Source organism: Rhodococcus sp. 077-4 (assembly GCF_047782425.1).
Taxonomy (GTDB): domain Bacteria; phylum Actinomycetota; class Actinomycetes; order Mycobacteriales; family Mycobacteriaceae; genus Rhodococcoides.
The window spans coordinates 48,341-72,449 of the sequence record NZ_JAJPWC010000001.1 but is presented as its reverse complement, the minus strand read 5'-3'; the positions used below and the strand labels follow the sequence as shown (position 1 = coordinate 72,449).

The 24,109-nt window shown below is 64.6% G+C and carries 21 protein-coding genes; 8 read left to right on the top strand and 13 right to left on the bottom strand.

All coding sequences use genetic code 11. From position 1 onward, the window contains the following. Nucleotides 1-9 precede the first annotated feature (9 nt). Genes ACNEOT_RS00330 through ACNEOT_RS00310 form a run of 5 tightly spaced genes read right to left on the bottom strand, consistent with a single transcriptional unit; the run spans nt 10 to nt 5,518 of the window. Nucleotides 10-1,005 carry an ABC transporter ATP-binding protein gene (locus ACNEOT_RS00330; protein WP_415971209.1) on the bottom strand — a complete coding sequence of 332 codons (996 nt, stop codon included), beginning with the start codon at nt 1,003-1,005 and terminating at the stop codon, nt 10-12. Beyond that, on the bottom strand, nt 998-2,017 hold the full coding sequence (locus tag ACNEOT_RS00325) for an ABC transporter ATP-binding protein (protein ID WP_415971207.1): 1,020 nt from the start codon (nt 2,015-2,017) through the stop codon (nt 998-1,000). Before ACNEOT_RS00325 ends, ACNEOT_RS00330 begins: the two co-directional genes overlap by 8 nt. Further along, on the bottom strand, nt 2,014-3,000 hold the full coding sequence (locus ACNEOT_RS00320) for an ABC transporter permease (RefSeq protein WP_415971205.1): 987 nt from the start codon (nt 2,998-3,000) through the stop codon (nt 2,014-2,016). The genes ACNEOT_RS00325 and ACNEOT_RS00320 overlap by 4 nt, the downstream gene beginning before the upstream one ends. A gap of 9 nt (nt 3,001-3,009) precedes the next feature. After that, complete coding sequence (locus ACNEOT_RS00315) at nt 3,010-3,939, bottom strand: ABC transporter permease (protein ID WP_415971203.1); 930 nt, start codon at nt 3,937-3,939, stop codon at nt 3,010-3,012. 1 nt (nt 3,940) lies between these two features. Then, nucleotides 3,941-5,518, bottom strand: coding sequence for an ABC transporter substrate-binding protein (locus ACNEOT_RS00310; RefSeq protein WP_415971201.1), 1,578 nt, complete (start codon nt 5,516-5,518; stop codon nt 3,941-3,943). A gap of 340 nt (nt 5,519-5,858) precedes the next feature. Here ACNEOT_RS00310 and ACNEOT_RS00305 point away from each other — a divergent pair, with 340 nt between their 5' ends. Then, the gene (locus ACNEOT_RS00305; protein ID WP_415971199.1) at nt 5,859-6,854 is read left to right on the top strand and encodes a 2-hydroxyacid dehydrogenase; all 996 of its coding nucleotides are present in this window, start codon (nt 5,859-5,861) and stop codon (nt 6,852-6,854) included. Further along, nucleotides 6,851-7,246 (top strand): universal stress protein, encoded by a 396-nt coding sequence (locus tag ACNEOT_RS00300; RefSeq protein WP_415971197.1) that lies wholly within the window; start codon nt 6,851-6,853, stop codon nt 7,244-7,246. The genes ACNEOT_RS00305 and ACNEOT_RS00300 overlap by 4 nt, the downstream gene beginning before the upstream one ends. A gap of 3 nt (nt 7,247-7,249) precedes the next feature. On the opposite strand, the gene ACNEOT_RS00295 is transcribed toward ACNEOT_RS00300, so the two are convergent. Beyond that, nucleotides 7,250-8,143, bottom strand: a complete 894-nt coding sequence (locus ACNEOT_RS00295) for a LysR substrate-binding domain-containing protein (protein ID WP_415971195.1) — start codon at nt 8,141-8,143, stop codon at nt 7,250-7,252. A 145-nt stretch (nt 8,144-8,288) separates the two neighbouring features. Here ACNEOT_RS00295 and ACNEOT_RS00290 point away from each other — a divergent pair, with 145 nt between their 5' ends. Both ACNEOT_RS00290 and ACNEOT_RS00285 read left to right on the top strand, forming a co-directional pair. Further along, entirely contained in the window at nt 8,289-9,797 is a 1,509-nt protein-coding gene (locus ACNEOT_RS00290) for a SulP family inorganic anion transporter (protein WP_415971194.1), read from the top strand. A 31-nt stretch (nt 9,798-9,828) separates the two neighbouring features. Next, complete coding sequence (locus ACNEOT_RS00285) at nt 9,829-10,242, top strand: MerR family transcriptional regulator (RefSeq protein WP_415971192.1); 414 nt, start codon at nt 9,829-9,831, stop codon at nt 10,240-10,242. On the opposite strand, the gene ACNEOT_RS00280 is transcribed toward ACNEOT_RS00285, so the two are convergent. After that, nucleotides 10,239-11,948: a ribonuclease J gene (locus tag ACNEOT_RS00280; protein ID WP_415971190.1), complete on the bottom strand. Its 1,710-nt coding sequence runs from the start codon at nt 11,946-11,948 to the stop codon at nt 10,239-10,241. The two genes, ACNEOT_RS00285 and ACNEOT_RS00280, sit on opposite strands and share 4 nt — an antisense overlap. A gap of 142 nt (nt 11,949-12,090) precedes the next feature. On the opposite strand from ACNEOT_RS00280, the gene ACNEOT_RS00275 reads away from it, so the two are divergent. From ACNEOT_RS00275 to ACNEOT_RS00265, 3 genes are read left to right on the top strand one after another with little or no spacing between them, the layout of a single operon-like run. Next, nucleotides 12,091-13,581: a flavin-containing monooxygenase gene (locus tag ACNEOT_RS00275; protein ID WP_415971188.1), complete on the top strand. Its 1,491-nt coding sequence runs from the start codon at nt 12,091-12,093 to the stop codon at nt 13,579-13,581. Continuing rightward, entirely contained in the window at nt 13,578-14,423 is an 846-nt protein-coding gene (locus ACNEOT_RS00270; protein ID WP_415971187.1) for an SDR family NAD(P)-dependent oxidoreductase, read from the top strand. Before ACNEOT_RS00275 ends, ACNEOT_RS00270 begins: the two co-directional genes overlap by 4 nt. Further along, nucleotides 14,420-15,088 carry a TetR/AcrR family transcriptional regulator gene (locus tag ACNEOT_RS00265; RefSeq protein ID WP_415971185.1) on the top strand — a complete coding sequence of 223 codons (669 nt, stop codon included), beginning with the start codon at nt 14,420-14,422 and terminating at the stop codon, nt 15,086-15,088. The genes ACNEOT_RS00270 and ACNEOT_RS00265 overlap by 4 nt, the downstream gene beginning before the upstream one ends. 136 nt (nt 15,089-15,224) lie before the next feature. Here the strand turns inward: ACNEOT_RS00265 and ACNEOT_RS00260 are convergent, their stop codons facing one another. From ACNEOT_RS00260 to ACNEOT_RS00250, 3 genes are read right to left on the bottom strand one after another with little or no spacing between them, the layout of a single operon-like run. Continuing rightward, nucleotides 15,225-16,493 carry a glucarate dehydratase family protein gene (locus tag ACNEOT_RS00260; RefSeq protein ID WP_415971183.1) on the bottom strand — a complete coding sequence of 423 codons (1,269 nt, stop codon included), beginning with the start codon at nt 16,491-16,493 and terminating at the stop codon, nt 15,225-15,227. Then, on the bottom strand, nt 16,493-17,419 hold the full coding sequence (locus ACNEOT_RS00255; protein ID WP_415971181.1) for a 5-dehydro-4-deoxyglucarate dehydratase: 927 nt from the start codon (nt 17,417-17,419) through the stop codon (nt 16,493-16,495). Before ACNEOT_RS00255 ends, ACNEOT_RS00260 begins: the two co-directional genes overlap by 1 nt. 33 nt (nt 17,420-17,452) lie before the next feature. Then, on the bottom strand, nt 17,453-19,051 hold the full coding sequence (locus ACNEOT_RS00250; protein WP_415971180.1) for an aldehyde dehydrogenase (NADP(+)): 1,599 nt from the start codon (nt 19,049-19,051) through the stop codon (nt 17,453-17,455). A gap of 290 nt (nt 19,052-19,341) precedes the next feature. Here ACNEOT_RS00250 and ACNEOT_RS00245 point away from each other — a divergent pair, with 290 nt between their 5' ends. Further along, on the top strand, nt 19,342-20,688 hold the full coding sequence (locus tag ACNEOT_RS00245) for an enolase C-terminal domain-like protein (protein ID WP_415971178.1): 1,347 nt from the start codon (nt 19,342-19,344) through the stop codon (nt 20,686-20,688). A 59-nt stretch (nt 20,689-20,747) separates the two neighbouring features. Here the strand turns inward: ACNEOT_RS00245 and ACNEOT_RS00240 are convergent, their stop codons facing one another. The 3 genes from ACNEOT_RS00240 to ACNEOT_RS00230 all read right to left on the bottom strand — a co-directional run bounded on the left by ACNEOT_RS00240 (nt 20,748) and on the right by ACNEOT_RS00230 (nt 24,108). After that, nucleotides 20,748-21,545: an IclR family transcriptional regulator gene (locus ACNEOT_RS00240; RefSeq protein ID WP_415971177.1), complete on the bottom strand. Its 798-nt coding sequence runs from the start codon at nt 21,543-21,545 to the stop codon at nt 20,748-20,750. A 63-nt stretch (nt 21,546-21,608) separates the two neighbouring features. Continuing rightward, on the bottom strand, nt 21,609-22,802 hold the full coding sequence (locus ACNEOT_RS00235; protein WP_415971176.1) for an enolase C-terminal domain-like protein: 1,194 nt from the start codon (nt 22,800-22,802) through the stop codon (nt 21,609-21,611). Further along, nucleotides 22,783-24,108: an ABC transporter substrate-binding protein gene (locus tag ACNEOT_RS00230; protein ID WP_415971175.1), complete on the bottom strand. Its 1,326-nt coding sequence runs from the start codon at nt 24,106-24,108 to the stop codon at nt 22,783-22,785. The genes ACNEOT_RS00235 and ACNEOT_RS00230 overlap by 20 nt, the downstream gene beginning before the upstream one ends. Nucleotide 24,109 lies beyond the last annotated feature (1 nt).

Genomic DNA, 24,109 nt, shown 5'->3' with positions numbered 1-24,109 from the left:
GGGTGAGTGTCACGCTCCGGCTGCCACGAGCCCGAGATTGCCTGCCACGAGGGGGTAATGGCATTCGGCGATGTGGTCGGCCTCGTCTGCGTCGAGCGCCACCGGTGGTGCCTCTTTCGCGCAGAGGTCGGTCGCCTTCCAGCAGCGAGTGCGGAATCGGCATCCCGACGGCGGGTTCAGCGGCGACGGTACCTCGCCCTTCAGCAGGATTTTCGTTCCCCTGCTCGACGCGTCCAGTGTGGGCGCGGCCGACATCAGTGCCGCGGTGTACGGGTGCGCCGGACGGTCGAAAACGGCCTCGGTGGCACCGGATTCGACGATGCGGCCCAGGTACATCACCGCAACGCGGTCGGCGACGTGGCGGACGACCGACAGATCGTGCGAGATGAAGACGTACGAGATGCCGAGTTGCTTCTGCAGATCGTTGAGCAGATTGAGTACCTGTGCCTGTACCGAGAGATCGAGCGCGGAGACCGGCTCGTCGCAGATGATCACGTCGGGGTTCAGTGCCAGCGCCCTGGCGATGCCGAGCCGCTGCCGCTGGCCGCCGGAGAATTCTTGCGGAAAGCGGTTCTCGTCGCTCGGACGCAGTCCGACCAGATGCAGCAACTCGCGGACCCGGGCGGAGCGATCGCGCCTGGTCTTGTACAGGCTCTTGTGGGTTCGCCAGGGTTCTCCGATGATGTCGCCGGCCGTCATTCGCGAGTTCAGCGAGCCGTACGGGTCCTGGAACACCATCTGCACGCGTCGACGCCACGCGAGGAGTTCCTTGCCGCGCAGAGCGAACGGATCGGTGCCGTCGAAGGCGACGGTGCCCGAGTCGGGTCGCTCGAGCATCATCAGCGTGCGTGCCAGAGTGGACTTGCCGCAGCCGGATTCGCCAACGAGGCCGAGGGTTTCGCCGCGCCGCAGGTCGAGATCGATGGCGTCGAGAGCGCGCAACTTGCCGCGGCCCACGTCGAATGTCTTGTTCAGGCCGCGAACGGTCAACAGTTGCTCAGACATGGCTGGATACCTCGTTCGGGAAGTGGCATGCCGACAGGCGGCCGTTGCCAACGGATTCGAGCGGCGGACGAGTGCTGATGCAGATCTCGCGGGCGATGGGGCAACGTGCCTGATAGACGCAGCCGTCGGGAATGGAATGCAGATCTGGTGGAGTGCCGCCGATGGATTTGAGATCCTCACCGCGGACGGCGTGCACGGGCACCGAGTCGAGCAGCCCCTTGGTGTAGGGGTGGCGTGGTTCGCCGAACACCTCGGACACCAGGCCGGTCTCGACGACATTGCCCGCGTACATGATTGCCACCCGATCGGCCTCTTCGGCGACGAGGGCGAGGTCGTGGGTGATGAGTACGACGGCCATGTCGTGCTCGGTGCGAAGTTCCTTGAGCAGCGCCATGATCTGCGCTTGCACGGTGACGTCGAGAGCAGTGGTGGGTTCGTCGGCCAGTAACACGGACGGACTCAGCGCCACGGCCATCGCGATCAGCAGACGCTGTCGCATGCCGCCGGAGAACTGATGCGGGTAGGAGTCCGCACGCGATTCGGGCTCGGGTATCCCCACGCGGGCCATCAAGGCGATGGCCTCCGCTCGCGCCTGCTTGCCGGACATGCCGCGGTGGATCCGAAACGGCTCGGCCAGTTGGGTTCCCACGGAGTAGACGGGATTGAGTGCCGTCAACGCGTCCTGAAAGACGATGGCCAGTTCGGTGGCCGCGATGGTGCGTCGCACCTTGGTCTTGGCTGTCACCAGGTCGACCTCGCCGAGTTCGACCGAGCCACCGGTGATGTCCGCGATCGGCTCGAGCAACCCGACGATGGCCTGTGCCGTCATCGACTTCCCGCAACCGGATTCACCCAGCAGAGCGAGGGTTTCGCCGCGGCGGGCGGTGAAGGTGACGTTGTCGACGGCGCGAATGACGCCCGACGGCGTCCGCAGATCGACGGTCAATCCGCGCACGTCCAGGGCGACGCTGCCGGTGTCGGGTCGCTGAGGTGCGGTTGCCGGTGCGCTCATGAGACGACCTTTCGTGCGGGGACCAGGCGTGATCGCTTGGAGCGGGGGACATTGAGACGCCAACGCTGGGCGGGATCGGTGGCGATGCGCGCCCAGGCGGCAAGGACGGTGGCCGAGACAGTGGTCAGTACAATCGCCAGGCCGGGGAAGAACGAGAGCCACCACGCGGTCTGCAGGTAGGTGCGGCCCTGCGAGACCATCAGACCCCACGAGACGTCCGGTGGCTGAATTCCGATGCCCAGGAAGCTCAATGACGATTCGGCGAGGATGACGAAGCAGAAGTCCAGAGTCGCGACGGTGAGCAACGTCGGCAACAGGATGGGGGCAACATGCCGCCGGATCACCGATCCGCTCTTCGCGCCGAACGTGCGTGCGGCGTCGACGAACAACCGACTCTGCAACTCGGCCGACTCGGCGCGGGCGGTACGCAGGTAGATCGGGATACGCGTGACGGTCAGAACGAGAACGATGTTCGCGGCACTGGGGGAGAAGACATAGAGCACCACCACGGCCATCAGCAACGACGGGAAGCTGAGGATGACATCGGCGACACGCATCGCTGCGGTCTCGCGCCAGCCGCGGTGGAAGCCGGCCCACATGCCGATGAACGAGCCGATGATGGCCGAGAGGATCACGGCCGGAACGGCGACGGAGAGTGTGGTTCTGCTGGCGACGATCAGCCGGGCGAACATGCTGCGCCCCAGCGGATCGGTGCCGAGGATGTTCATCCACCCGGTGTCGAGGGTGAACGGTGGGAGATTGGAGCGGTCCAGATCCTGATCGGTCGCGGAGTCGCCGACCAACATCGGTCCGAAGATGGCGGTGAGCAGGACCAGTACCAGAATGGCGGCGGCCACGGTGGCAACCCGGTCGCGTAGGAGCAGCTTCCACAGCGGCGCCGATGCCTTGCGGGCTTCCACCGGAACCGAAGGCGGAACATCCTCGGGCTCGGACGTTTTGGGTGATTCGAAGTCGAGTGACATCAGTTTCTCCTAGACCTTCACCTTGTCGCGAACCCGGGCGTCGAGCAGCGCGTAGCAGGCGTCGATGACGATGTTGAGGATGAAGATGGACACCGCTGTCAACAGAACGGCTGCCTGCAGAACCGCGAAGTCGCGCTGCAGGATCGCGTCGATCATCAGCTTTCCGATGCCTGGCCAGCCGAAGATAGCCTCGACGACAACGGCGCCGTTGACGAGCCCCACCATCAGGTCGCCGGCCACGGTCAAGGCGGGGGCTGCGGCGTTACGGAGCGCGTGATGGGTGACGACCCTGAGGTCACCCGCCCCCTTGCTACGCGCAAGTCGGACGTACGGTGCGGACAGCGCCGACACCATTGCCCCTCGCACCACCTGTGTCAGGACGCCGAGGGGACGAATGAGCAGCGTGGCGATGGGGAGCACCCAGGAGAGCATTCCGCTGTCCACTCCCGAGGTGGGCAGCCAGCCGAACAGGATGGCGAACACGTAGACGCCCATGATGGCGAACCAGAAGTCGGGGATGCTGGCCGCTGTCATCGACAGCAGGCTCGAGATGCGATCGGCCAGCGAGTTGGGCCGGTACGCAGCCCAGCAACCGATGATCACCGCACCGAGGATGGCGAGGAACATGGTCGCGAAAGCGAGTTGCAGCGTTGCGGGGAACGCGCGCAACGCCATCGCTGCCGCATCCTCGCCGGTGCGCAGCGACTGCCCGAAGTCCAGTTGCACCACACCCTTGAAGTAGTCCATCAGCTGCGTCAGGACCGGTTGGTCGAAGCCGTTGGTGGCCCGGAACGCCTCGCGCTGCGCCGCAGTTGCGGACTCCGGCAGGTACAGGCTGGTGGGGTCGCCGGTGAGCCTGGCGAGGAAGAACACGCCCAGGAGTACGACGAACAGGGGGATGAGGCTGGTGTAGATCCGTCGGCGCAGAAATCTGAACATGTCAGGGCCTCTCGGTATCGGCGCGAGTCATCGCGGCCAGGTGCATTTCGTCGACCGTGGCCGAGTCCGGGGTGTAATTCACCGAAGCGGCCTTGGCGAGCACCCCGTTCATGTGTGCGATGAACGCCATCTGCATGATCTCTTTCGGCTCGTCCGCGAACAGCTGGGCATAGGCCTCCTGCCGTTCCTCGCCGGTCTTTGCTCCGGCCGCGGCGACTCGGGCATCGAATTCCGTTGTCCCGCCTGCGCTTTGGAAGCCATCGGTGGTCATGTATTGCCGGGCGGTGAACGCCGCGTCTCCAGCCTGATTGCCGTGCTGGATGACCAGTAGGTACGGTCCGACCTTCGGAAACGGGCGTTCCTGGTATTCGGCGGTGCCTGCCGAGTCCGTCATCTCGATGGAGACGTCCATGCCGATCTCGGACAATGCGTTCTGAATGACCTCCAAGGTCTCGTTGACCTTGGGGAACTGGCCGGTTCGTCCGATCATTCTTATCGGTGTGTCCACTGCAACGCCGTCTGCTCGAGCTTCCTCGAGGAGCTGCCTGGCCTTGTCGGGATCGTACGGCCACGCTGTCAGTTCGTCGTTGTAGCCGATGACACCCGGTGAAATGAGCTGCGCAGCCGGTCTTCCCAGGCCGCGAAAGAGGGCTTTGACGATCCCCTCGCGGTTCACCGAATAGTTGATCGCCTGACGCACACGAATGTCGTCGAGCGGAGTTTCTTCGAGCTGGATGCGTACTGCGGTCGTTTCGTTGTTCGGGTAGGCGACACCGAGCTCGCCTGCGCCGTCCTCGGGCCCGAGGGAGGTGGCGAGCTCGGCCTCACCGTTGAGCACCATCGAGGCGCGGACGCTCCCTTCGCTGCGCCACTGGTAGTCGGCACGCGAGTACTCCGGTGCGTCTCCCCAGTAGGTCTCGTTACGGACCAGGGACAGCTTCTGCCCGGGATTCCAGTAGTCGACGGCGAACGGTCCGGTACCGATCGGCTCGCGGACGCGCTCGGTCATGCTGGTCGTTCGCGGCACCATTTCGATGAACGACACCCGCAAAGGGAGAATGGGGTCCGCTTCGGGAGAGGCGACGGTGAAGGTCAATGGATCGATCACTTCGACGGTCAGGTCGGCGTCGCCGAAGACATAGCCCTCGACGTTGCACCCGAGGTCGGAGTTGACTGTTCGCTCGATCGAGTGCACGGCGTCGGCGGCCTCGAACGGGCTACCGTCGCTGAACGTGACGCCGGGGTGTAGACGGAAGGTCCACTGACGGTCCGAATTCTGCTCCCAGGAATCGGCCAGCTTGGGTTCGAGCTCGCCCGACGTGGGGTTGCGCTCGGCGAGTGGCTCGGTGATGTTCGACCGTGTCACGACGCCGATGGACGTCATCGACACGTCGCACGCTTCGAGGGTCGGTGGTTCCTCCTGCAGAACGATTCGAAGCGTGTCGGCGCTCGCGGCGTCGCCGTGGTTGGAATTGGCGACGGTGCATCCGCTCGCGACAAGTGAAAGTGACAGTGCGCCAACAGCAATTGCGGCGACGCGGTGGGTCCGTCCCTGCTGCACGGAGAGTGCAGGGCTCATGGTGGCCTCCAGTGGGAAAAGGGATACGCGTCTGCGAGCCGCGGCCGGATCTGTGACGGTAGACACACGGTAGGAGTGTGCGATCTCCACCGTCAACCGGGCGAAAGCGACGTTTCGGCTCGTTGTGCAGGTCGGAATCGCCCCAGCGCGCCGTGCCGGATCGTATCGGCACGGTGTTGACCAGGCCGGATGCCCGACTGGGTTAGGCATACCTGCATGAAGACGACCGCGTTTATGCCGTTTGGGTATCGTTCCATGTTATTTGCGTGTTGGACAGGTATTCCAGAAGCGGCATACCGTACAGGAAACCCGCACACTTCACCATCTCGCGAGGAGAACCATGGCGACCGCCGGTACGCAGGAAAAGTCTGTGTTGCAACAGGATTCACGTCGGAGTGGCCGAGTGCTGCGAGTGGGACCGCTCAAGCCATCGCTGAGCGAGACGCTGATCGCCGATTACGACGCGCTGGTACTCCCCGACGGGGACGATCGTGACGAATTTCTGACCGCACACGGTAGCTCGATCACCGCGGTCGTCACATCCGGGCGAACCGGCGTCGATGCGGCTCTGATGGACCGGTTGCCGCAGCTCGGAGCCGTCGTGAACTTCGGCGTCGGCTACGACACCACCGACGTCGAGGCTGCAGCCGAACGCGGGATCGCCGTCAGCAACACTCCGGACGTGCTGACGGACTGCGTGGCAGACCTCGCCGTCGGCTTGGTGATCGACACCCTTCGGGGGCTCTCGTCGGCCGAGCGATTCGTCCGCGCCGGCCGCTGGCCCGACGAAGGCAACAGTCCACTGACGCACCAGGTGACCGGCAGGCGTGTGGGCATCATCGGTCTCGGCCGCATCGGATCGGCAATTGCCGATCGGCTCAACGGTTTTCGCTGCCCCATCTCGTACCACAACCGCAACGAGATCGACGGCTCGCCGTATACCTACGCAGCCAGTCCCGAGGCACTGGCCGGCAGCGTGGACGTGTTGATCATCGCCGCGTCCGGTGGTTCGGGCACGGCGCACCTGGTGGACCGAGCGGTGCTCGAAGCGCTGGGACCGCAGGGATATCTGATCAACGTGGCCCGCGGAAGCGTCGTCGACGAGGAAGTGCTCATCGAACTGCTCGCAGCGGGGAAGCTCGCCGGAGCCGGTCTCGACGTGTTCGCCCACGAACCGAACGTGCCCGAGGCCCTGATAGCGATGGACAACGTGGTGTTGCTGCCGCACGTGGGCAGCGGGACGGTGGAGACGCGCGCGGCGATGCAAGCGCTCACGCTCGAGAATCTCGACCGATTCCTGGCCGACGGCACCCTCGTCACACCGGTGACCCGATGACCGTCGTCGTCGGCTACTCGCCGACCACCGAAGGAAAAGGCGCACTGCCCTTCGCATTTCGTGAGGCACTCATGCGTGGAACCGATCTGCTCATCGTCGCCGAGGACAGTAGTGCATCGGACTCGGACTTCGGTGCGATCGTCGAATCGGCCCGAGACGAGGCGTCTGCAGTCGGAGTGATCACCAAGGTCCACGACAACGAGCCCGGACGCTCGCACGCCGACAATCTGATCGACCTGTCGTTCGACGAGCAGGCCCAGCTCGTCGTCATCGGCATCCGACGTCGATCGCCCGTCGGAAAGTTGTTCATGGGCAGCATCTCTCAGCGCGTTCTGCTCGAGGCCCAGTGCCCGGTGACGGCCGTCAAGCCGCCGGTGGGATTGCCGCGCTAGTCTTCACGCCCACTCGCGCGTCGGCAGCACATCGCTCATGAAGCGGTGCAGCGCCGGGTTGTCGTTGTCCACGCGCCAGGCGGCGTCGAGTTCCACCGGCCGCTCTCGCACCGTCCGAACCGGCCGGAATACAACACCTTCCGGGCGCATGGTGGATGCCGACTCCGGTACCAATGCCAGTCCGATGCCGGAGCGAACGAGCACCAGCATCGTGTGTACCTGCGTCACGTATTGCACATAGCGCGGGGAGACGCCGACGATGGTGAAGGTACTGATCAGCAGATCGTGAAAGTAGCGCGCATCGACGGGCGAGTACATGATGATCGGCTGCTCGTCGAAGTCCTCCACCGACAGTTCCGCCTTCTCGGCAAGAGGGTGGTCGTGGGGCATCGCAGCGATGAGCGACTCGTGCAACACCGGACGTGACGCGATACCCGGTCGTTTGAGTGGCGGCCGTGCCAAGCCCAGGTCCAGATCGCCGACCGCCAACGACTCCATCTGCACCGACGAGACCATCTCGCGCAGAACGAGTTTCACGTCGGGCAACTTCTTGCGTGCTGCGTCGAGCAACTGCGGCAGCACCGCGTGTGCGGACGCGCCGGTGAAGCCGACGACCACCGTCCCGAGGTCTCCGGTGGGGACGCGTCGCACTGTCAGGAGGGCACCCTCGGCGAGGTCGAGAATGCGTCGAGCCTCGGGGAGAAAGGCCAGGCCCGCAGCCGTGAGGGTGACCGACCGACTCGTGCGGTCGATCAGTTGTACCCCGACTTCGCTCTCGAGCTGCTGGATCTGCCTGCTCAGGGGCGGCTGGGTCATGTGAAGACGTTCGGCAGCGCGGCCGAAGTGAAGTTCCTCGGCGACGGCGATGAAGCAGGAGAGCCGGTTCAGCGAAAACATCGATTCACTCCTTGTATCGCGCGGGGGATTCGGCCGGTGACTGCGGTATCAAAGTAGCGCACCGACCGGCGAGGTGACAGATGCAAACCTTCTCTCCGGTAAGGGTAGAGTTGCGCCGTCCCGTACCCCATCGATTGGAGCCGTCGTGTCTCGAGTTACCCAGGTGCCGGCCACCGCTGTCGAGGACACCTCGGTCTTGGGGGCATTGCGCTCGCCGAGGCGACTGAAGATCGAGGTTCTCGGCGGCCTGGTGGTGGCGCTGGCACTGATTCCGGAGGCCATTTCGTTCTCGATCATTGCCGGCGTCGATCCGCGCGTCGGTTTGTTCGCGTCGTTCACCATGGCGGTGACCATCTCCATCGTCGGCGGACGACCGGCCATGATCTCTGCGGCCACCGGTGCCATCGCGCTGGTCGTCGCTCCGCTGGCGCGTGACTACGGACTCGACTACCTCATTGCAGCAGTGATTCTCGGCGGGGCACTGCAAATCCTGTTGAGCGTTCTCGGCGTCGCCAAACTGATGCGCTTCATTCCGCGCAGCGTCATGGTCGGCTTCGTCAACGCGCTGGCAATCCTCATCTTCAGCTCCCAGGTGCCGTACCTGATCGGGGTTCCGTGGTTGGTGTATCCGATGGTGGCCGTCGGCCTGGCCATCATGTTCCTCATGCCCAGGCTGACCACGATCGTGCCGGCTCCGCTGGTGGCGATCGTGTTGCTCACCGCGGCCACCATCGTGTTCGCATTGGGTGTCCCCGACGTCGGTGACGAGGGCGAGTTGCCGTCCTCGCTGCCGACGTTCCTCATCCCGGATGTGCCGCTCACGTTCGACACGTTGTCGATCATCGCGCCGTTCGCACTGGCCATCGCTCTCGTCGGTCTGCTCGAATCGCTGATGACGGCCAAGCTCGTCGACGACATCACCGACTCCCGTTCCAACAAGAGCCGCGAAGCTTGGGGCCAGGGAGTGGCGAATCTGGTCACCGGTTTCACCGGCGGTATGGGCGGCTGCGCGATGATCGGCCAGACCATGATCAACGTCAAGGTCTCCGGTGCGCGCACTCGGATCTCGACCTTCCTCGCCGGTGTCTTCCTGTTGATCCTGGTGGTCGGTCTCGGCGATATCGTCGCGCTGATTCCTATGGCCGCGCTGGTTGCCGTCATGATCATGGTGTCGATCGGTACCTTCGACTGGCACAGTATCGACCCGAAGACGTTGCGACGCATGCCCAAGAGCGAAACCCTCGTGATGGTGGCCACGGTCGCCGTCACCGTGTTCACCCACAACTTGGCCTACGGCGTCGTCGTCGGGGTGATCACTGCGATGGTGCTGTTCGCCCGGCGGGTCGCGCACCTGACCGAGGTGGTCGACGTGGCACATCCCGACGAGGACACCCGGGTCTATGCAGTGAAGGGAGAGCTGTTCTTCGCGTCGAGCAACGACCTGATCTATCAGTTCGACTACGTGGGCGATCCGAAGAACGTCGTCATCGACATGTCCGAGTCGCACATCTGGGACGCCTCGACCGTCGCGACTCTCGACGCCATCACCACCAAGTACGCCGCGAAGGGCAAGACAGTCGAGATAGTGGGTCTGAATGCGTCCTCGATCGAGCGGCACGATCGTCTCAGCGGCAACCTGGGCGGCGAGCACTAGGGTGGGCGGTCGGGCGGAGGAGGGGCGGCAGATGGCGGACGACGGCATCCACATGCAGATCGGTCAGGTGGCACAGCGAACCGAGCTGTCCATCCGCACCGTCCGCCATTACGACGAAGTCGGCCTGGTCACGCCGTCTGCGCGGACCGTCGGCGGTTTTCGGCTGTATACCGAGACCGATGTCGAACGCTTGCTCGTCATCCGCCGGATGAAGCCACTCGGTTTCACATTGGCCGAGATGAAACAGCTGCTCGACTCTCTCGACGTTCTCGGAGACGAGAACGCGGCCGACGACGCGAGGTCGTCGGCCGCAGCCTTCGTTCGTGAATGCCACACCAAGGCCGAGGAGAGCTGCCGTACGTTGCGACGGCAGCTCACCTACGCCGAGGAGCTGACCGAGGTGCTGTCGGCTCGCGGTGGCGCGGTTCCGATCGGAACGACCTAGCCGTCGACGACCACGGGGACGATGAGGGGCTGACGCCCCAGGGTCTGCTTGGCCCATCGGGCCGATTCCTGGACGATGCGCTTCTCGATGTTCTCGCGCGAGGCGACCTTGACATCGCTTTCGCGGGTGAGGGTCTTGCCGATCGCCTTGGCCAGTGAGTCGAAGGCGTTGGCCTCGTGGGCGAATCCGCGTCCGATGAAGTCGACATCGTCGACCAGCAGTCCGGTGTCGGGGTCCACGATCGCGATGACGGTGAGGACGCCCTCGTTGGCGAGCAGGCGTCGATCTGCAAGCGAATCCTCGGTGACGCCACCGACGGCACTGCCGTCGACGTAGATCAGTTCGATGGGAACGCTGCCGGTGATGGTCGCAATGCCGTCGAACAGGTCGATGACGCTGCCGTTCTCGGCGATCAACACGCGATCGCGAGGAACACCGGTCTTGATCGCCAGATCGGCGTTGGCGCGCAGGTGTCGCGACTCGCCGTGCACGGGAAGCACATTGGCGGGTTCGAGGATGTTGTAGCAGTAGACCAACTCGCCGGCGCTGGCGTGACCGGAGACGTGCACCTTCGCATTTCCCTTGTGCACCACGCGTGCACCCTTGTCGACGAGGCCGTTGATGACGCGGTAGATCGCGTTCTCGTTTCCGGGGATGAGGCTGCTCGCCATCAGCACGGTGTCGCCGTCGCCGACCTTGATCTGGTGCTCGCCCGACGCCATGCGTGACAGCGCCGCGAGGGGCTCGCCCTGCGATCCGGTGCAGATCAAGGTGATCTTGTTCGCGGGAAGCCTGTTGAGTTTCGGTAGATCGACCACGAGCCCGTCGGGTACATCGAGGTAGCTCAGATCGGTGGCAATCTTCATGTTGCGCACCATCGATCGCCCGACGAAAGCAACTTTGCGGCCCTGCGCGTGTGCGGCGTCGAGTACCTGTTGGATGCGGTGCACGTGACTGGCGAAGCTCGAGACGATCACGCGTCCCGAGGTTTCGCGGAACACCTTTTCGATGGCCGGGACCAGGTCGCGTTCGGAGACCATGAACCCGGGAACCTCGGCGTTGGTCGAGTCGACGAGGAGTAGATCGAGCCCTTCCTCGCCGAGGCGTGCGAAGCTACGGAGGTCGGTGATCCGACCATCGAGCGGGAACTGGTCCATCTTGAAGTCGCCGGTGTGCAGCACCAGCCCGGCATCGGTACGGATGGCGATGGCGAGACCGTCGGGGATCGAGTGGTTGACGGCAATGAACTCGAGCTCGAACGGGCCTTCCTGCCGGGTTTGCCCCGCCTCGACCTCGATCAGCGTGGTCGAGACCTTGAACTCCTCGAATTTGGCAGCGAGGAAGTGAAGTGTCAGCCGCGACGAGATGACGGGGATGTCGCCGCGTTCGCGAAGCAGATAGGGGACGCCGCCGATGTGGTCCTCGTGACCGTGCGTGAGAACGATCGCGACGACGTCGTCGAGGCGATCCCGAATGCAACTCCAGTCCGGCAGGATGACGTCGACGCCCGGCTGATGTTCCTCGGGGAAGAGCACGCCGCAGTCGACGATCAGCAGTTTTCCGTCGAACTCGAACACCGTCATGTTGCGGCCGATCTCGCCGAGACCGCCGGTCGCGATCACGCGAAGGTGCCCCGCCTGGAGCGCGGAGGACGAGCGCTTTCTCGGAGCGGCGGGCGATCTGCGTTGGCGTGGTGATCTAGACATGCCTCTTACGCTACGGGGGGCCTCCGACCTGGTCTCTACCCCGGTCCGAGAACGTGGATACCCATTGCGGAATCGCGCGTCATCACTTTAAAGTGATGACGCGCATCATCGGATGCCGCGCTCGTGGGAGGGGTTCTCGAGGATGCACATTCATACCGTGGTGATCATCGGCAGTGGATTCGGTGGTCAGTGCGCAGCCAAGGCACTGATCGATCGCGGGATCGACGACTTCGTCATCCTGGAGAGGCGTTCGTTCCTCGGTGGCACGTGGAAGCAGAATCGCTACCCGGGTGCAGCCGTCGACGTGCAGAGTCCGCTGTACTCGATCGCATCCGAGCCGTTCGAGTGGACGCGCATGTTCGCCGAACGCGAGGAGCTCGAGCGGTACACCGACCACGTGCTCGAATCGAACGGTCTGCCGGATCGAACGCATGTCGATACCGACGTCCAGAAAATCGAATGGGCGGGTGACCACTGGCTGATCTCCACCACGCGCGGCGACTTCGCGGCCACGTTCGTCGTGAACGCGTCCGGCCCTCTCAGCACGCCGGTAGTTCCGCCCTTTCCGGGCCGAGACACATTTCGCGGCACACAGTTTCACACCAACGACTGGGATACGGAGTACGACCACGCCGGCATGCGCGTCGCGATCGTCGGCAGCGGTGCCAGCGCAGCTCAGGTTATCCCCGCAATCCAGCCCGACGTGGAACATCTGCATGTCTTTCAGCGCACCCCGCACTGGGTGATGCCGCGTCACGATCGCGAATTCACCCCGTTGCAGCGAAGGTTGCTGCGCTTGGAACCCATCCGTCGGCTGGTGAGAGCGGGCATCTACTGGAGTCTCGAGACCCGGATTCTCGGCTTCAAATATTCACGGACGATGCTGAAGGCAGTAGCGCAGCGAACTGCCCTGAAGCACATCGAGACTCAGGTTCCGGATTCCGAGCTTCGAGCCAAGGTCACCCCTGACTACACCATCGGGTGCAAGCGGGTACTGCTGTCCAACAGCCTGTATCCCGCACTGGGGCAGGCGAACGTCACCCTGCACGACAAGAACGACGGCATCGCGCGGATCACCGAAACCGGGATCGTCACCACGTCCGGGGAACACGTCGATGTCGATCTCCTGGTGTGGTCCACCGGATACGACGCCACCGACGGGGTCATCTCGTACCCGGTGATCGGCCGCGACGGACGGGCATTGTCCGACGTCTGGGATCCATACCCGCGTGCGTACCTCGGCACCACGATCCCCGGCTTCCCGAATCTGTTCGTCGTGACCGGACCCAACACCGGTATCGGGCACACCTCGGCGATCTTTCTCATCGAAGCGCAGATGGAGTACATCGTGCGGGCCGTCGACGCCGTCCGGAAGTCCGGGGCACTGGCGATCGAAGTCACGGCGGACGCCGAGCAGGCCTACACCGACAAGATTCACCGCGAGATGGAGGGCACCGTCTGGAAGGACGGTGGCTGCCACAGCTGGTATCAGTCCAAGTCCGGGCATGTAGTGGCCATGTTCCCCGGCTTCAGCTTCACCTTTCGGCGGTGGGCCAAGCGATTCCGACCCCAGGAGCACCACATCCACTTCGCACCCACCGAGGCGATCGCGAAAGACGAGGTATCGGCATGAAAGATCATTCGGGCCAGGTGGTGCTGATCACCGGTGCGGCCGGGGGAATCGGTGCCGCCGTGGCGACGGCGTTGCATCGGCGCGGAGCCTCGGTTGTTCTGGTCGACACCGAGTCCTCGGATCTCGACTCGGTCGCGCGGAAGCTGGGCAGCGAGCGCGTCCTCGTGGCCCGCGCCGACGTCACCGTGCGCGAGCAGTTGGACTCCGCAGTCGCCGCTACGATCGCCACGTTCGGTCGACTCGATGTGGTTCATGCCAATGCCGGGATCTCCAGTGGGGCAACAGCAGCCACCGTTCGATCTGCGGAGGACGGGATTTTCGAGAAGGTCATCGGGGTGAACCTGATGGGTGTGTGGAACACCGTGCGGGCCGCGTTGCCGCACATCGTCGACTCCGGTGGCTACGTGTTGCTGACGTCCTCGACCTACGCATATCTCAACGGGCTGGCCAACGCGCCGTACGCGGCATCGAAGGCGGCCGTGGAACAACTCGGCCGGGCGTTGCGGCTGGAGCTGGCCGGCACGGGTGCCACCGCCGGGGTGCTGTATCCGGGTTGGATCGCGACTCCGATCGTGGAGGTGGCATTCGGCGGCGACGACATCGCGACAGCGCTTGTGGCCAAGGGTTTCCCGACGCCTCTGCGCCGCCCGATCTCACCGGACAAGCTCGCTCGCGGGGTGGTGCGGGGTATCGAGCGCCGCGCCCCGCGTATTCAGGTGCCCGGCCGCTGGATTCCGATGTCGCTGCTGCGCGGTGTGATCAATCCGGTGTACGACGCGATTCTCGAGCGCGACACCGAAGTGCAAAGGCTCACAGCGCAACTCGACGCCCGCCGACTGTGACAGAGGTCGAGAATGCGGGCCGCGCCTACGGAGGCGAAAGTGCCACCGATCGCGACAATCGCAGGCGCAGGCAGCTGCTGGATGCCGGACTGCGGGTGTTCGGTAGCGTCGGTTACCGAGCCGCCACCGTACGCGGACTGTGCCGGGAGGCCAAGGTGGCCGACCGACACTTCTACCAGCACTTCGACAAGACCGAGGATCTGCTGCTCGCGGTCTACGGCGAATGCATTGTCCGCCTGATGAATTCGGCCGTGCAGACCATGGCCGAGGTAGATCCGCGCAGTGACCTCAGAGCCGTCGCCAGGCAGGTGCTCGATCCCTTCTTTCAGGTCATCGAGGATCCACACTTGGCCCGAGTGGTGTGGATGGAGGTGCTGGGGGTCAGCCCTCGCGTCGAGCAGACGTACCTGGCGGTGATGCAGCAGTTCGGTGCCCTGTTGCTCGGCTACCTCCGTACGTTCGCCGGCGACGTCCCGTCCGGACCGGATCTCGACGTGGATCTGCTCGCCACGGCGGCCATCGGCGGAATCAGCCACACCGCCATGACCTGGTACCTGAGCGGCTATACAGCAGAACGCCGTGTCGTCGTCGCCACCATCGCGACGCTGCTCGGGAATATTGTCGAGCCGCTGGCGAACGGGGCAGCGGCCGACCGCGAGATCTAGTGCAGGGGCACGGTCCTCTTCAGGAACGCGAGTTGTTCTTCGATGATGCACCCGCAGGACGAGACGTCGAAACGGGCGATCGTCGACCTGCTGTTCCGCAAGGTCGGTGCCACCGGTGGTTGTGTTGCTCGACGTGCTACCAACGCGGGCAGGTGTTCTCGAAGCTCGGATCGATGCTCTGCATGTATCCGGTGTCGTCGCGATCCCGGATTCCGCAGTCGAGGTACTGCCGATGCAGTGCCTCGAGCGCGTCCTCGTCGATCTCGACGCCCAGACCCGGCCCGGTGGGGACGGCCACTGCCCCGTCGACGAAGTTCAGAACTCCCGGGACGATGACGTCCTCGTTCTTCCACGGCCAGTGTGTGTCGCAGGCGTAGGTCAGGTTCGGTGTCGCCGCGGCGAGGTGAACCATTGCGGCCAAACTGATTCCGAGATGGCTGTTCGAGTGCATCGACAGTCCCAACTCGAAGTTCTCGCAGATCCCAGCGAGGAGTCGCGATCGCTGCAATCCACCCCAGTAGTGGTGATCGGACAAGACCACCTGCACCGAGTCCTTCACCACCGCAGGCTTGAGGTGATCGAACGCGACGACGCACATGTTGGTGGCCAGCGGCATCTTGGCCTCGCGCGCAACCTCGGCCATTGCGTCGAGTCCCGGTGTCGGATCCTCGAGATACTCGACGATGCCGTCGAGCTCGGCGGCAACGCGGATGGACGTGTCGACCGTCCATGCGGCGTTGGGATCGAGCCGGAGCGGCAACTCCGGGAATGCTTCCCGGAGTGCCTTCATTCCGGCTATCTCCTCGTCGGGTGGGAACACCCCACCCTTGACTTTGATTGCCGCGAAACCGTACTCGCCGATCATCCTTCGGGCCTGGCGTACCAGCCCGGCGGGGTCGACGGCCTCGCCCCACCGGTCGGGCCGGCCGCCGGGATGCGACGCCCATTTGTAGAACAGGTACGCGCTGAACGGAACCGAAGCCCGCACTGCGCCGCCGAGTAGATCCGACACCGGTCTACCCAGCACCTTGCCCTGTATGTCCAGGCATGCGACCTCGAACGGGGAGAACACCCGGTCGGTGGTGCTGGCCGTGGTGATCATGCCCGCAACGCCGTCACCGCCGGTGATCGACAGCGTTGCGAGCACCGTGTCGACGGCTTCTCGAATTGCGTTGAGATCGAATACGTCCAGGCCGGTGATGGCCACCGCCGCTGCGTCGAGCCGAGCCAGATGTGCGGTGTCGGCGTACGTCTCACCGAGTCCGACGACGCCGGAATCGGTGTCCAGCTGGATGATTGCGCGCAGTGCGTAAGGCTGATGCACACCGACGGTGTTGAGCAACGGGGGGTCGACGAAGGCGATCGGAGTGATCCTAGCGCCGGTGATCAGGACCGGAGCCCGCATCAGTGCACCGCGAGCTCGTCCGCCAGCACTGCGCGTCCGGCTGCAACGATTGCGGTCAGTTCCTCGAGGTGCGGCGCACTGATGTCCACCAGTGGCGGTCGTACGGGCCCTGCCTCGATGCCCTCCATGGTGACGCCTGCCTTGATCAGCGAGACGGCGTAGCCGGGAACCTTGTCGCGCAAGCGCACGAGCGGGTGGAAGAAGTCGCGAAGCAGTGCGGCGGTGAGCTTGTCGTTGCCGTTCTCCATGGACTGATAGAACGCCAGGGCCAGCTCGGGCGCGAACGCGAACGTGGCCGAGGAGTACAGCGTCACTCCGATCGCGCGGTACGCCTGCTGTGAGACCTCGGCGGTAGGCAGGCCGTTGAAGAACTGGAAGGGCTTGCCCGACGGTTCCAAGGCGTCCAGTACGGCCCGAACGATGCGGCCGACCTGGTCGAGATCTCCTGTGCCGTCCTTGAATCCGACGACGGTCGGTAGCTGCGCGACCTCGACGGCCGAGGCCTCGTCGAAGCGAGCGTTGCCGCGGTTGTAGACGATCAGCGGCAGATCCGACGCTGCGGCAACGGCCTTGGTGTAGTTGACCAGTCCGGCCTGCGGCATGGTGACCAGATACGGCGGCAGGAGCAGGATGCCGTCCGCGCCGTTGGACTTCGCGCTGGCTGCGAAAGCCTTTGCCTGAGCCACGGATCCGCCCGCGCCTGCGTACACGGGCACGCGGCCCGCGGTGATGTCGACTGCGGTCCGCACGATCTTGCCGAACTCCTCGATCTCGAGGGCGTGGAATTCGCCGGTGCCGCAGGCGATGAACACTCCGCCGGGTCCGGCGTCGACACCCTTCGCGATGTGCGCGGCCAGCAGGTCGTAGTCGACCTCACCGGACGTGGTGAACGGGGTGACGGGAAAGAACAGGACTCCGTCGAGCATGGGGGTCTCCTCGATGAACTAGGTGTGGGTGAATCAGTCTTGGGTGAGCTGGCCGTCGATGCGACGGAAGATGCCGTCGGGGTTTCCGTCGGCGATGGCATTGGGCAGCAACGACTTCGGCACGTCCTGGTACGCGACGGGACGCAGGAAGCGTTCGATAGCAAGCGATCCGACGGATGTGGTGCGCGAGTTGGACGTCGCGGGGAACGGGCCGCCGTGCACCATGGCGTGGCCGACCTCGACTCCGGTGGGCCAACCGTCGAACAGGATGCGGCCGGCCTTGAGCTCGAGAACCGAGAGCAGCTTGCCCGCCTCGGCATGATCGGACTCATCGGCATGAACGGTTGCGGTGAGCTGGCCTTCGAGCAGGGCGGCAACGTCGCGCACCTGCTGGGCGTCGCTGCAGCGAACGATGAGACTCGAGGCCCCGAACACCTCGGCCTGCGCGGATTCGGAGGTGAGGAAAGTATCTGCATCGGTGCCGAACAGTGCTGCGCGGCAGGCGTTCGGGGCCTGGGATTCCGATCCTCGCGCTACCACCGTCACTGCGTCGGACAGTGTTTGCACGCCCTCGGCGTAGCTCGACGCGATGTGTGGAGTCAGCATCGTGGTGGGTGCGGACTCCTGCACGGCGGCGGTGGCGGCGTCGGTGAACGACTGCAAGCCGGGGCCGTCCACGGCGATGACCAAGCCCGGGTTGGTGCAGAACTGACCAGAACCCATCGTCAACGACGCGACGAAGGCGCGGCCGAGTTCTGCGCCGCGGGTGGCGAGAGCACCGTCCATGACGAACACCGGGTTGATGGAACTCATCTCCGCGTACACCGGGATGGGTTCGCGGCGACCGGCAGCCGCGGCGACCAATGCCGTTCCACCCGAACGTGACCCGGTGAATCCGACGGCCTTGATTCGGGGGTCGGTGACGAGTGCGGTCCCGAGTCCGCGACCGGAGCCGAACAGCAACGAGAATGTGCCCGAGGGCATTCCGGTGGATGCAACCGCGTCGGTGATGGCGCGACCGACCAACTCGGAGGTCCCCGGGTGGGCGTCGTGTGCCTTGACGACGACGGGGCAGCCGGCCGCGAGTGCGGACGCGGTGTCGCCGCCGGCGACGGAGAAGGCGAGCGGGAAGTTACTGGCACCGAACACCGCAACCGGTCCGAGGGGAATCTGACGCTGCCGGATGTCGGCGCGGGGGAGCGGAGTGCGCTCGGGGAGTGCCGGATCGATGCGGGCACCGTTCCAACTTCCCTCTCGCAGAACGGAAGCGAACAGGCGTAGCTGGCCGGTGGTGCGGCCTACCTCGCCGGTGATGCGTGCCAACGGAAGGCCGGACTCGGCGACGGTGCGCTCGATCAGGGTGTCGCCGAGGGCAGCGATGTTGTCTGCGATGGCTTCGAGGAATTGTGCGCGGGTCTCGGACGAGGTCGCGCGGTAGTCGGCAAACGCTTCCGCCGCTGCGGCACAGGCCTTCTCGACGTCGCTGTTGTCCCCGTGACCGTAGGCGGGTTCGAGGTTCGCGCCGGTGCTCGGATCGATTCCGTGAATCTGCGTGCCGGAACCGAAGACCGGGACGCCGGCGATGATCATCCGGCCGGTGAGATTGGTGGACTGTGTCGTCGACGCTGTCATTGGGGTGACTCCTCAGGCTGTGGTGCGGTCCGTGCACTGACACCAGGTGTGTGACCTGGCCCATTGCTCACTACGGTAGGAGGCTGATCGATACATGTCCAAGTCAAAAGCTGTCGCCTTTGATCCACTCTCGGTATCGATCTGGCTACCTGGTCCGATGCCGTCCGGGTCGGTTCATCCATGCCGGTACTGCATCGTTCGATGTCCAGACGGTCTTGGACAGGAATCGACCGTCCGCCATAGTGTCGCTCCTGAGCCGAGTCACCAGAGGCACGTCAGAGAGGTCGGACATGAACGTCCCCACCAGTGCGCCGATCGTCACCGAGATGCGCGTCGTTCCGATTGCCGGTCACGACGACATGTTGCTGAATCTCAGCGGCGCGCACGCGCCGTACTTCACTCGCAATCTGGTGATTCTCACAGATTCCGACGGACGCACCGGCGTCGGGGAAGTGCCTGGTGGAGAAGCGATTCGACAGACGCTCGAGGACGCCCGCGCGCTCGTGGAGAGGCAGAGCATCGGCCGGTACAACGCCGTTCTGGCCGACATGCGTCGCGCCTTCTCCGGCCGCGACGCCGGTGGCCGGGGCGCGCAGACGTTCGATCTCAGGATCGCGATTCATGCGGTCACAGCCGTGGAATCTGCATTGCTCGATCTGCTCGGCCAGCATCTCGGCGTCAGCGTCGCAGCCCTGCTGGGGGACGGTCAGCAGCGCGAGAAGGTCCAGGCCCTGGGCTACCTGTTCTTCGTGGCCGACAGAACCAAGACCGATCTTGCCTACCGGAGCGCAGCCGATGAGGCACAGGGGGCGGACGACTGGATGCGCATCAGGCACGAGGAGGCCATGGATCCCGAGGCCATCGTGCGTCTCGCCGAGGCTGCGCACGCTCGGTACGGATTTCAGGACTTCAAGCTCAAGGGTGGTGCACTGCCTGCCGTCGAGGAGGCTGCCGCCGTTCGGGCACTGGCCGAACGGTTTCCCGAGGCCCGAATCACGTTGGATCCCAACGGTGGTTGGTTGCTGAAGGACGCCATCGAGACCTGCCGGGGCCTACGCGACGTGCTGGCGTACGCCGAGGACCCCGTCGGACCGGAGGGCGGCTTCTCCGGTCGAGAGGTGATGACGGAGTTCAAGCGCGCCACCGGGTTGCAGACGGCAACCAACATGATCGCCACCGACTGGCGCGAGATGGGCCACACCATTCGCTCCGGTGCCGTCGACATTCCGCTGGCCGATCCGCACTTCTGGACGATGGCCGGGTCGGTACGTGTGGCGCAGCTCTGCGACGCGTGGGGCCTGACGTGGGGATCGCACTCCAACAACCACTTCGACGTCTCGCTCGCCATGTTCACCCACGTCGCGGCAGCAGCTCCCGGCATCATCACGGCCATCGATACACACTGGATCTGGCAGGACGGGCAGCGCGTGACCAAGGAGCCCTTCACGATCGAGGACGGTTACCTCACCGTGCCCGACAAGCCGGGCCTCGGCGTCGACCTCGACTTCGAGCAGATCGACGCTGCACACGAGCTGTATCAGAAGGAAGGCCTCGGTAGCCGCGACGATGCCATCGGCATGCAGTACCTGATCGAGGGTTGGTCGTTCGACAGCAAGCGCCCGGCTCTGGTGCGCTAGTGCCTGCGGCAGTGGTGTGGTTACGTGCCCCAGGCGGCACTTGAACGCACCACTGCGCGTCAGCGCACTCCCTCGGCGCGCAGTTCGCGTGCCCACGCGGCGGCGTGTTCGGTGAGCACTCCGGCGATGCGTTCCAATTCGCCGGGATACGAGGCAACTTCTGCGGGCATCGAGACGCTGAGCGCATCGGTGGCCGGGATTCGGTAGGGCACCACGGTCGCGATGCACACGACGCCTGCGGTGCCCTGCTCCTGCTCCAGCGACCAACCACGCCTGCGGACCTGGGCCAGTTCGTCGATCAGAGCGTCGCGGTCCGTGATGGTATTCGCGGTGTACCGCTCGAGCTTCTTCGGAAGTAGCTGCGTCACCTCGTCTGTCGTCAGCTCGGCCAGCAGAGCCTGACCCAGTGCGGTGACGTGGCACGGCAGTTTGCGTCCGACGCGATGCATGCGGCGGACCTCGAGCTTGGAGCCGCGGCTGGCGAGGTAGATGACGCAGTCCTCGTCGCGTCGGGCGAAATGCACGGTGTGCCGTACGTCCGAGCGCAGTGTTTCCAGTACCGCCGCGGCTCGACCGACGACGGAGTCCTTGTCCAGGTACGACGTGCCGGTGAGCAGGGCGTGAGTGCCGATGCCGTAACGCGAGCCCGAGTCGTCGGCCTCGATCCAGCGCAGATCCTTGAGCGTCCGCAACAGGGCGTGCAGACTCGACCTGGGATACCCGCAGGCCTCCTGAAGCTCGCCGAGACTCATGCGCGTGGGGGACGCGGCCAGGGTCTCGAGAATGTGGATCGTGCGTTCGGCGGACTTCACCGGTTGGCTCTCCGGCGCAGCTGCGGCCGTGACATCGTTCACCATGGAGACAGTGTCCCTCATGATGAACGATGTTTCATTCGCGGACACGGATGTGGCGGGCAGCCACTAGTACTCGGCGATCAGATTGTTCGAGATGTACTCGAGGTCGATGTCCTCACCAAGGCCCGGACGCGTTGGCATCTGCACCATCCCGTTCGCGTCGATCGGGTCGACGATGGACTTCAGGTGCGGGGGCACCCAGTCGTAATCCACCAGCGGATGCAGCAGGCCGCGCTCGTACCACGCGATGTTGGGGGCACCACCGACGAGCGCCAAGTTGGGAGCGCCGTTGCCGTGGATCTCGCACTCGAGACCGAACCCGTCGGCCATGTGCACAGTCTTGAGTGCCGGAGTGATGCCGCCGCCGTTCATCGCCCCGACCCGGAGAATGTCGCACGCCTCGCCTGCGATCCAGTCCGCCCGCGAGCGATGCCGACCGGGAGTGGTCTCCGGGCCGATCACCGGAGTGTCGATCTGATCGGCCAGCCACTTGTACGAACGCATCGAGAATTCGTCCATCGGCTCCTCGAACCAGTCGAACTTCAGTGCGTCCAGCTCGCGGCCGAGCTTGAGAGCGTCGGTACGCGAGTACCAGTGGTAGCCGTCGAGCATCAAGGAAAATCCGGGTCCGACGGCATCTCGCACCGCGGCGCAGGCCTCGATGTCCCGGCTCAGGCTCGGGGCACCTTCCAGCGGCGGCATCCAGGTGTGTAGCTTGATCCCCTGGTAGCCGCGATTCTTCAGTGCCACAGCGAAATCCGCGTACTCCTGCGGGCTGGACAGCCCGCCTTCGATGTCGTCTCCGCACATGGTGCTCGCGTACGCCTTCACTTCGCTGCGAGCTCCGCCGAGCAACTTCCACACCGGGGTGTCGAATCGGTTGCCGGCGAGGTCCCACAGTGCCTGATCGAGGTAGCTGCAGGTGTGCTCGGGAAGTTCCACGGCTCTCGTACGTTGCCGGATCGCGAACTTGCGGTCCATCTCCTCGCGGTGCAACGGGTCGGTCCCGATCAGGACCGGCCGAAAATGCTGCTCCACTTGGTCTTCGCGCAGATAGTTGGTCTTGCCCAGGACATAACCGCTGACGCCGTCGGAATCGGTGATCCGCAGCAAAGCCTGGGTGGTCGGGACGGACGGTCCTGGGTGTCGATGCCCGTAGGAATCGACGGCGGTGCGGGCCTCGGTCTTGAAGACCTGGACGGCGACCTCGGTGATGACGCTGGACATGGCGGTGAATCCCCTATTTACCCTGTCGGGCATCGTATTTGGCCTTGGAGCGATTGAGCTTCTCGGCAAAGTCGTCGGCGAAATCCTGAGCGCTGAGCTGCCCGATGAGCACCTTCTGCCACTGGCCCAGCATCTGCACCTGCACGATCTTGCCGAAATCCGGCAGATAGTCCGGCGGGGTGACCAATACGGTTTTCGGATCGTCGAGGGCAGCCTGAGCCGCCTGTACGGACGGCATCGCCTGGAAGGCGGGAGCGGAGCGAGCTGCCGCGTTGACCGGAATCTGGCCGACGTTCTCGTTCCAGTACGCCTGCGACTCCGCCGAGGTCATGAATTCGAGAAACTTCCAGGCCGCTGCCTGATGCTTGCTGCTCTTGAACACCGTGTACGACGGGAACGGGTCCGTCATCACTGTGCGAACACCGTTGTCGGCCAGCGGAAGTGCGACCGCTCCGACCTTCTCGCCCAGCGACTTCTTGTGATTGCTGAGAGATCCGAGATTGTGCTGCATCATGGCCACCGAGCCGCCGCCGAAGCTGGCGACCATTTGCGGAAAGCCGTTGTTGACGTCGGCGGTGGGAGTATCGACGTCGTAGAGGGCGGCGAATCGCTCGATGGCCTCGACCATCTCGGGTCGGTTGACTGTGGACTCGCTGCCGTCGAAGAAGTTGTCGATGCCGGTGGTGGCGAACATGTGTTGCAGCAGTGGGTAGATCGAGCCTGCGCCGCCCCGGATGGTGAACCCGTAGCGGCCGGCGGACTTGTCGGTCAGTTCGTCTGCAGCCTCGTAGAATTCGTCCCAGGTGTCCGGTGGCTCGATGCCTGCCTCGGCAAACCAGTCCGCTCGGTACCAGAGCGTCGCGTTGTTGCTGGTGAACGGCAGACCGTACAGATTCTCGCCACCACCGGATTCCATGGCCGACTCGATGATCTTCGGGTCGTACTCGCCCCTCTGCGGGGAGGAGGCCATGAAATCGTCGAGGGGAATCACCGCGTTCTGCGCGACCAGCGGTGCCAGGTACGCGGTGGATACGATGCCCAGATCGGGAGCCGACCCGCCGGCGAGAGCCGTCTGATACTTCTGCTGAGCGCTGTCCGACGGTAGGCCGACGTACTCGATGTCGATGCCGGGATTGGCGGCCTCGAAACGTCGAATCAGTTCCTCGTACAGCGGGGTTCGATCCGGACCGGCATTGTTGTCCCAGAAGGTGAGGGTGCCGCTGTTCGGATCTCCGAGGGCACCGTCGGGCAGAGAGGTTTCGGAGCTGCAGCCGGCGAGAACGAGCGTGGCGACTGCACCGACGAGTACTGCGCGTCGCGAAAAGTGTGTGCGTTTCATG

What these genes read in the sequence shown, in the direction of transcription:
- ACNEOT_RS00280 (WP_415971190.1), bottom strand. Translation starts at nt 11,948, where the DNA reads ATGTCTAGATCACCACGCCAACGCAGATCGCCCGCCGCTCCGAGAAAG.
- ACNEOT_RS00240 (WP_415971177.1), bottom strand. Translation starts at nt 21,545, where the DNA reads ATGGTGAACGATGTCACGGCCGCAGCTGCGCCGGAGAGCCAACCGGTG.
- ACNEOT_RS00300 (WP_415971197.1), top strand. Translation starts at nt 6,851, where the DNA reads ATGACCGTCGTCGTCGGCTACTCGCCGACCACCGAAGGAAAAGGCGCA.
- ACNEOT_RS00250 (WP_415971180.1), bottom strand. Translation starts at nt 19,051, where the DNA reads ATGACAGCGTCGACGACACAGTCCACCAATCTCACCGGCCGGATGATC.
- ACNEOT_RS00285 (WP_415971192.1), top strand. Translation starts at nt 9,829, where the DNA reads ATGGCGGACGACGGCATCCACATGCAGATCGGTCAGGTGGCACAGCGA.
- ACNEOT_RS00245 (WP_415971178.1), top strand. Translation starts at nt 19,342, where the DNA reads ATGAACGTCCCCACCAGTGCGCCGATCGTCACCGAGATGCGCGTCGTT.
- ACNEOT_RS00295 (WP_415971195.1), bottom strand. Translation starts at nt 8,143, where the DNA reads ATGTTTTCGCTGAACCGGCTCTCCTGCTTCATCGCCGTCGCCGAGGAA.
- ACNEOT_RS00330 (WP_415971209.1), bottom strand. Translation starts at nt 1,005, where the DNA reads ATGTCTGAGCAACTGTTGACCGTTCGCGGCCTGAACAAGACATTCGAC.
- ACNEOT_RS00260 (WP_415971183.1), bottom strand. Translation starts at nt 16,493, where the DNA reads ATGCGGGCTCCGGTCCTGATCACCGGCGCTAGGATCACTCCGATCGCC.
- ACNEOT_RS00320 (WP_415971205.1), bottom strand. Translation starts at nt 3,000, where the DNA reads ATGTCACTCGACTTCGAATCACCCAAAACGTCCGAGCCCGAGGATGTT.
- ACNEOT_RS00325 (WP_415971207.1), bottom strand. Translation starts at nt 2,017, where the DNA reads ATGAGCGCACCGGCAACCGCACCTCAGCGACCCGACACCGGCAGCGTC.
- ACNEOT_RS00230 (WP_415971175.1), bottom strand. Translation starts at nt 24,108, where the DNA reads ATGAAACGCACACACTTTTCGCGACGCGCAGTACTCGTCGGTGCAGTC.
- ACNEOT_RS00270 (WP_415971187.1), top strand. Translation starts at nt 13,578, where the DNA reads ATGAAAGATCATTCGGGCCAGGTGGTGCTGATCACCGGTGCGGCCGGG.
- ACNEOT_RS00235 (WP_415971176.1), bottom strand. Translation starts at nt 22,802, where the DNA reads ATGCCCGACAGGGTAAATAGGGGATTCACCGCCATGTCCAGCGTCATC.
- ACNEOT_RS00255 (WP_415971181.1), bottom strand. Translation starts at nt 17,419, where the DNA reads ATGCTCGACGGAGTCCTGTTCTTTCCCGTCACCCCGTTCACCACGTCC.
- ACNEOT_RS00305 (WP_415971199.1), top strand. Translation starts at nt 5,859, where the DNA reads ATGGCGACCGCCGGTACGCAGGAAAAGTCTGTGTTGCAACAGGATTCA.
- ACNEOT_RS00275 (WP_415971188.1), top strand. Translation starts at nt 12,091, where the DNA reads ATGCACATTCATACCGTGGTGATCATCGGCAGTGGATTCGGTGGTCAG.
- ACNEOT_RS00315 (WP_415971203.1), bottom strand. Translation starts at nt 3,939, where the DNA reads ATGTTCAGATTTCTGCGCCGACGGATCTACACCAGCCTCATCCCCCTG.
- ACNEOT_RS00310 (WP_415971201.1), bottom strand. Translation starts at nt 5,518, where the DNA reads ATGAGCCCTGCACTCTCCGTGCAGCAGGGACGGACCCACCGCGTCGCC.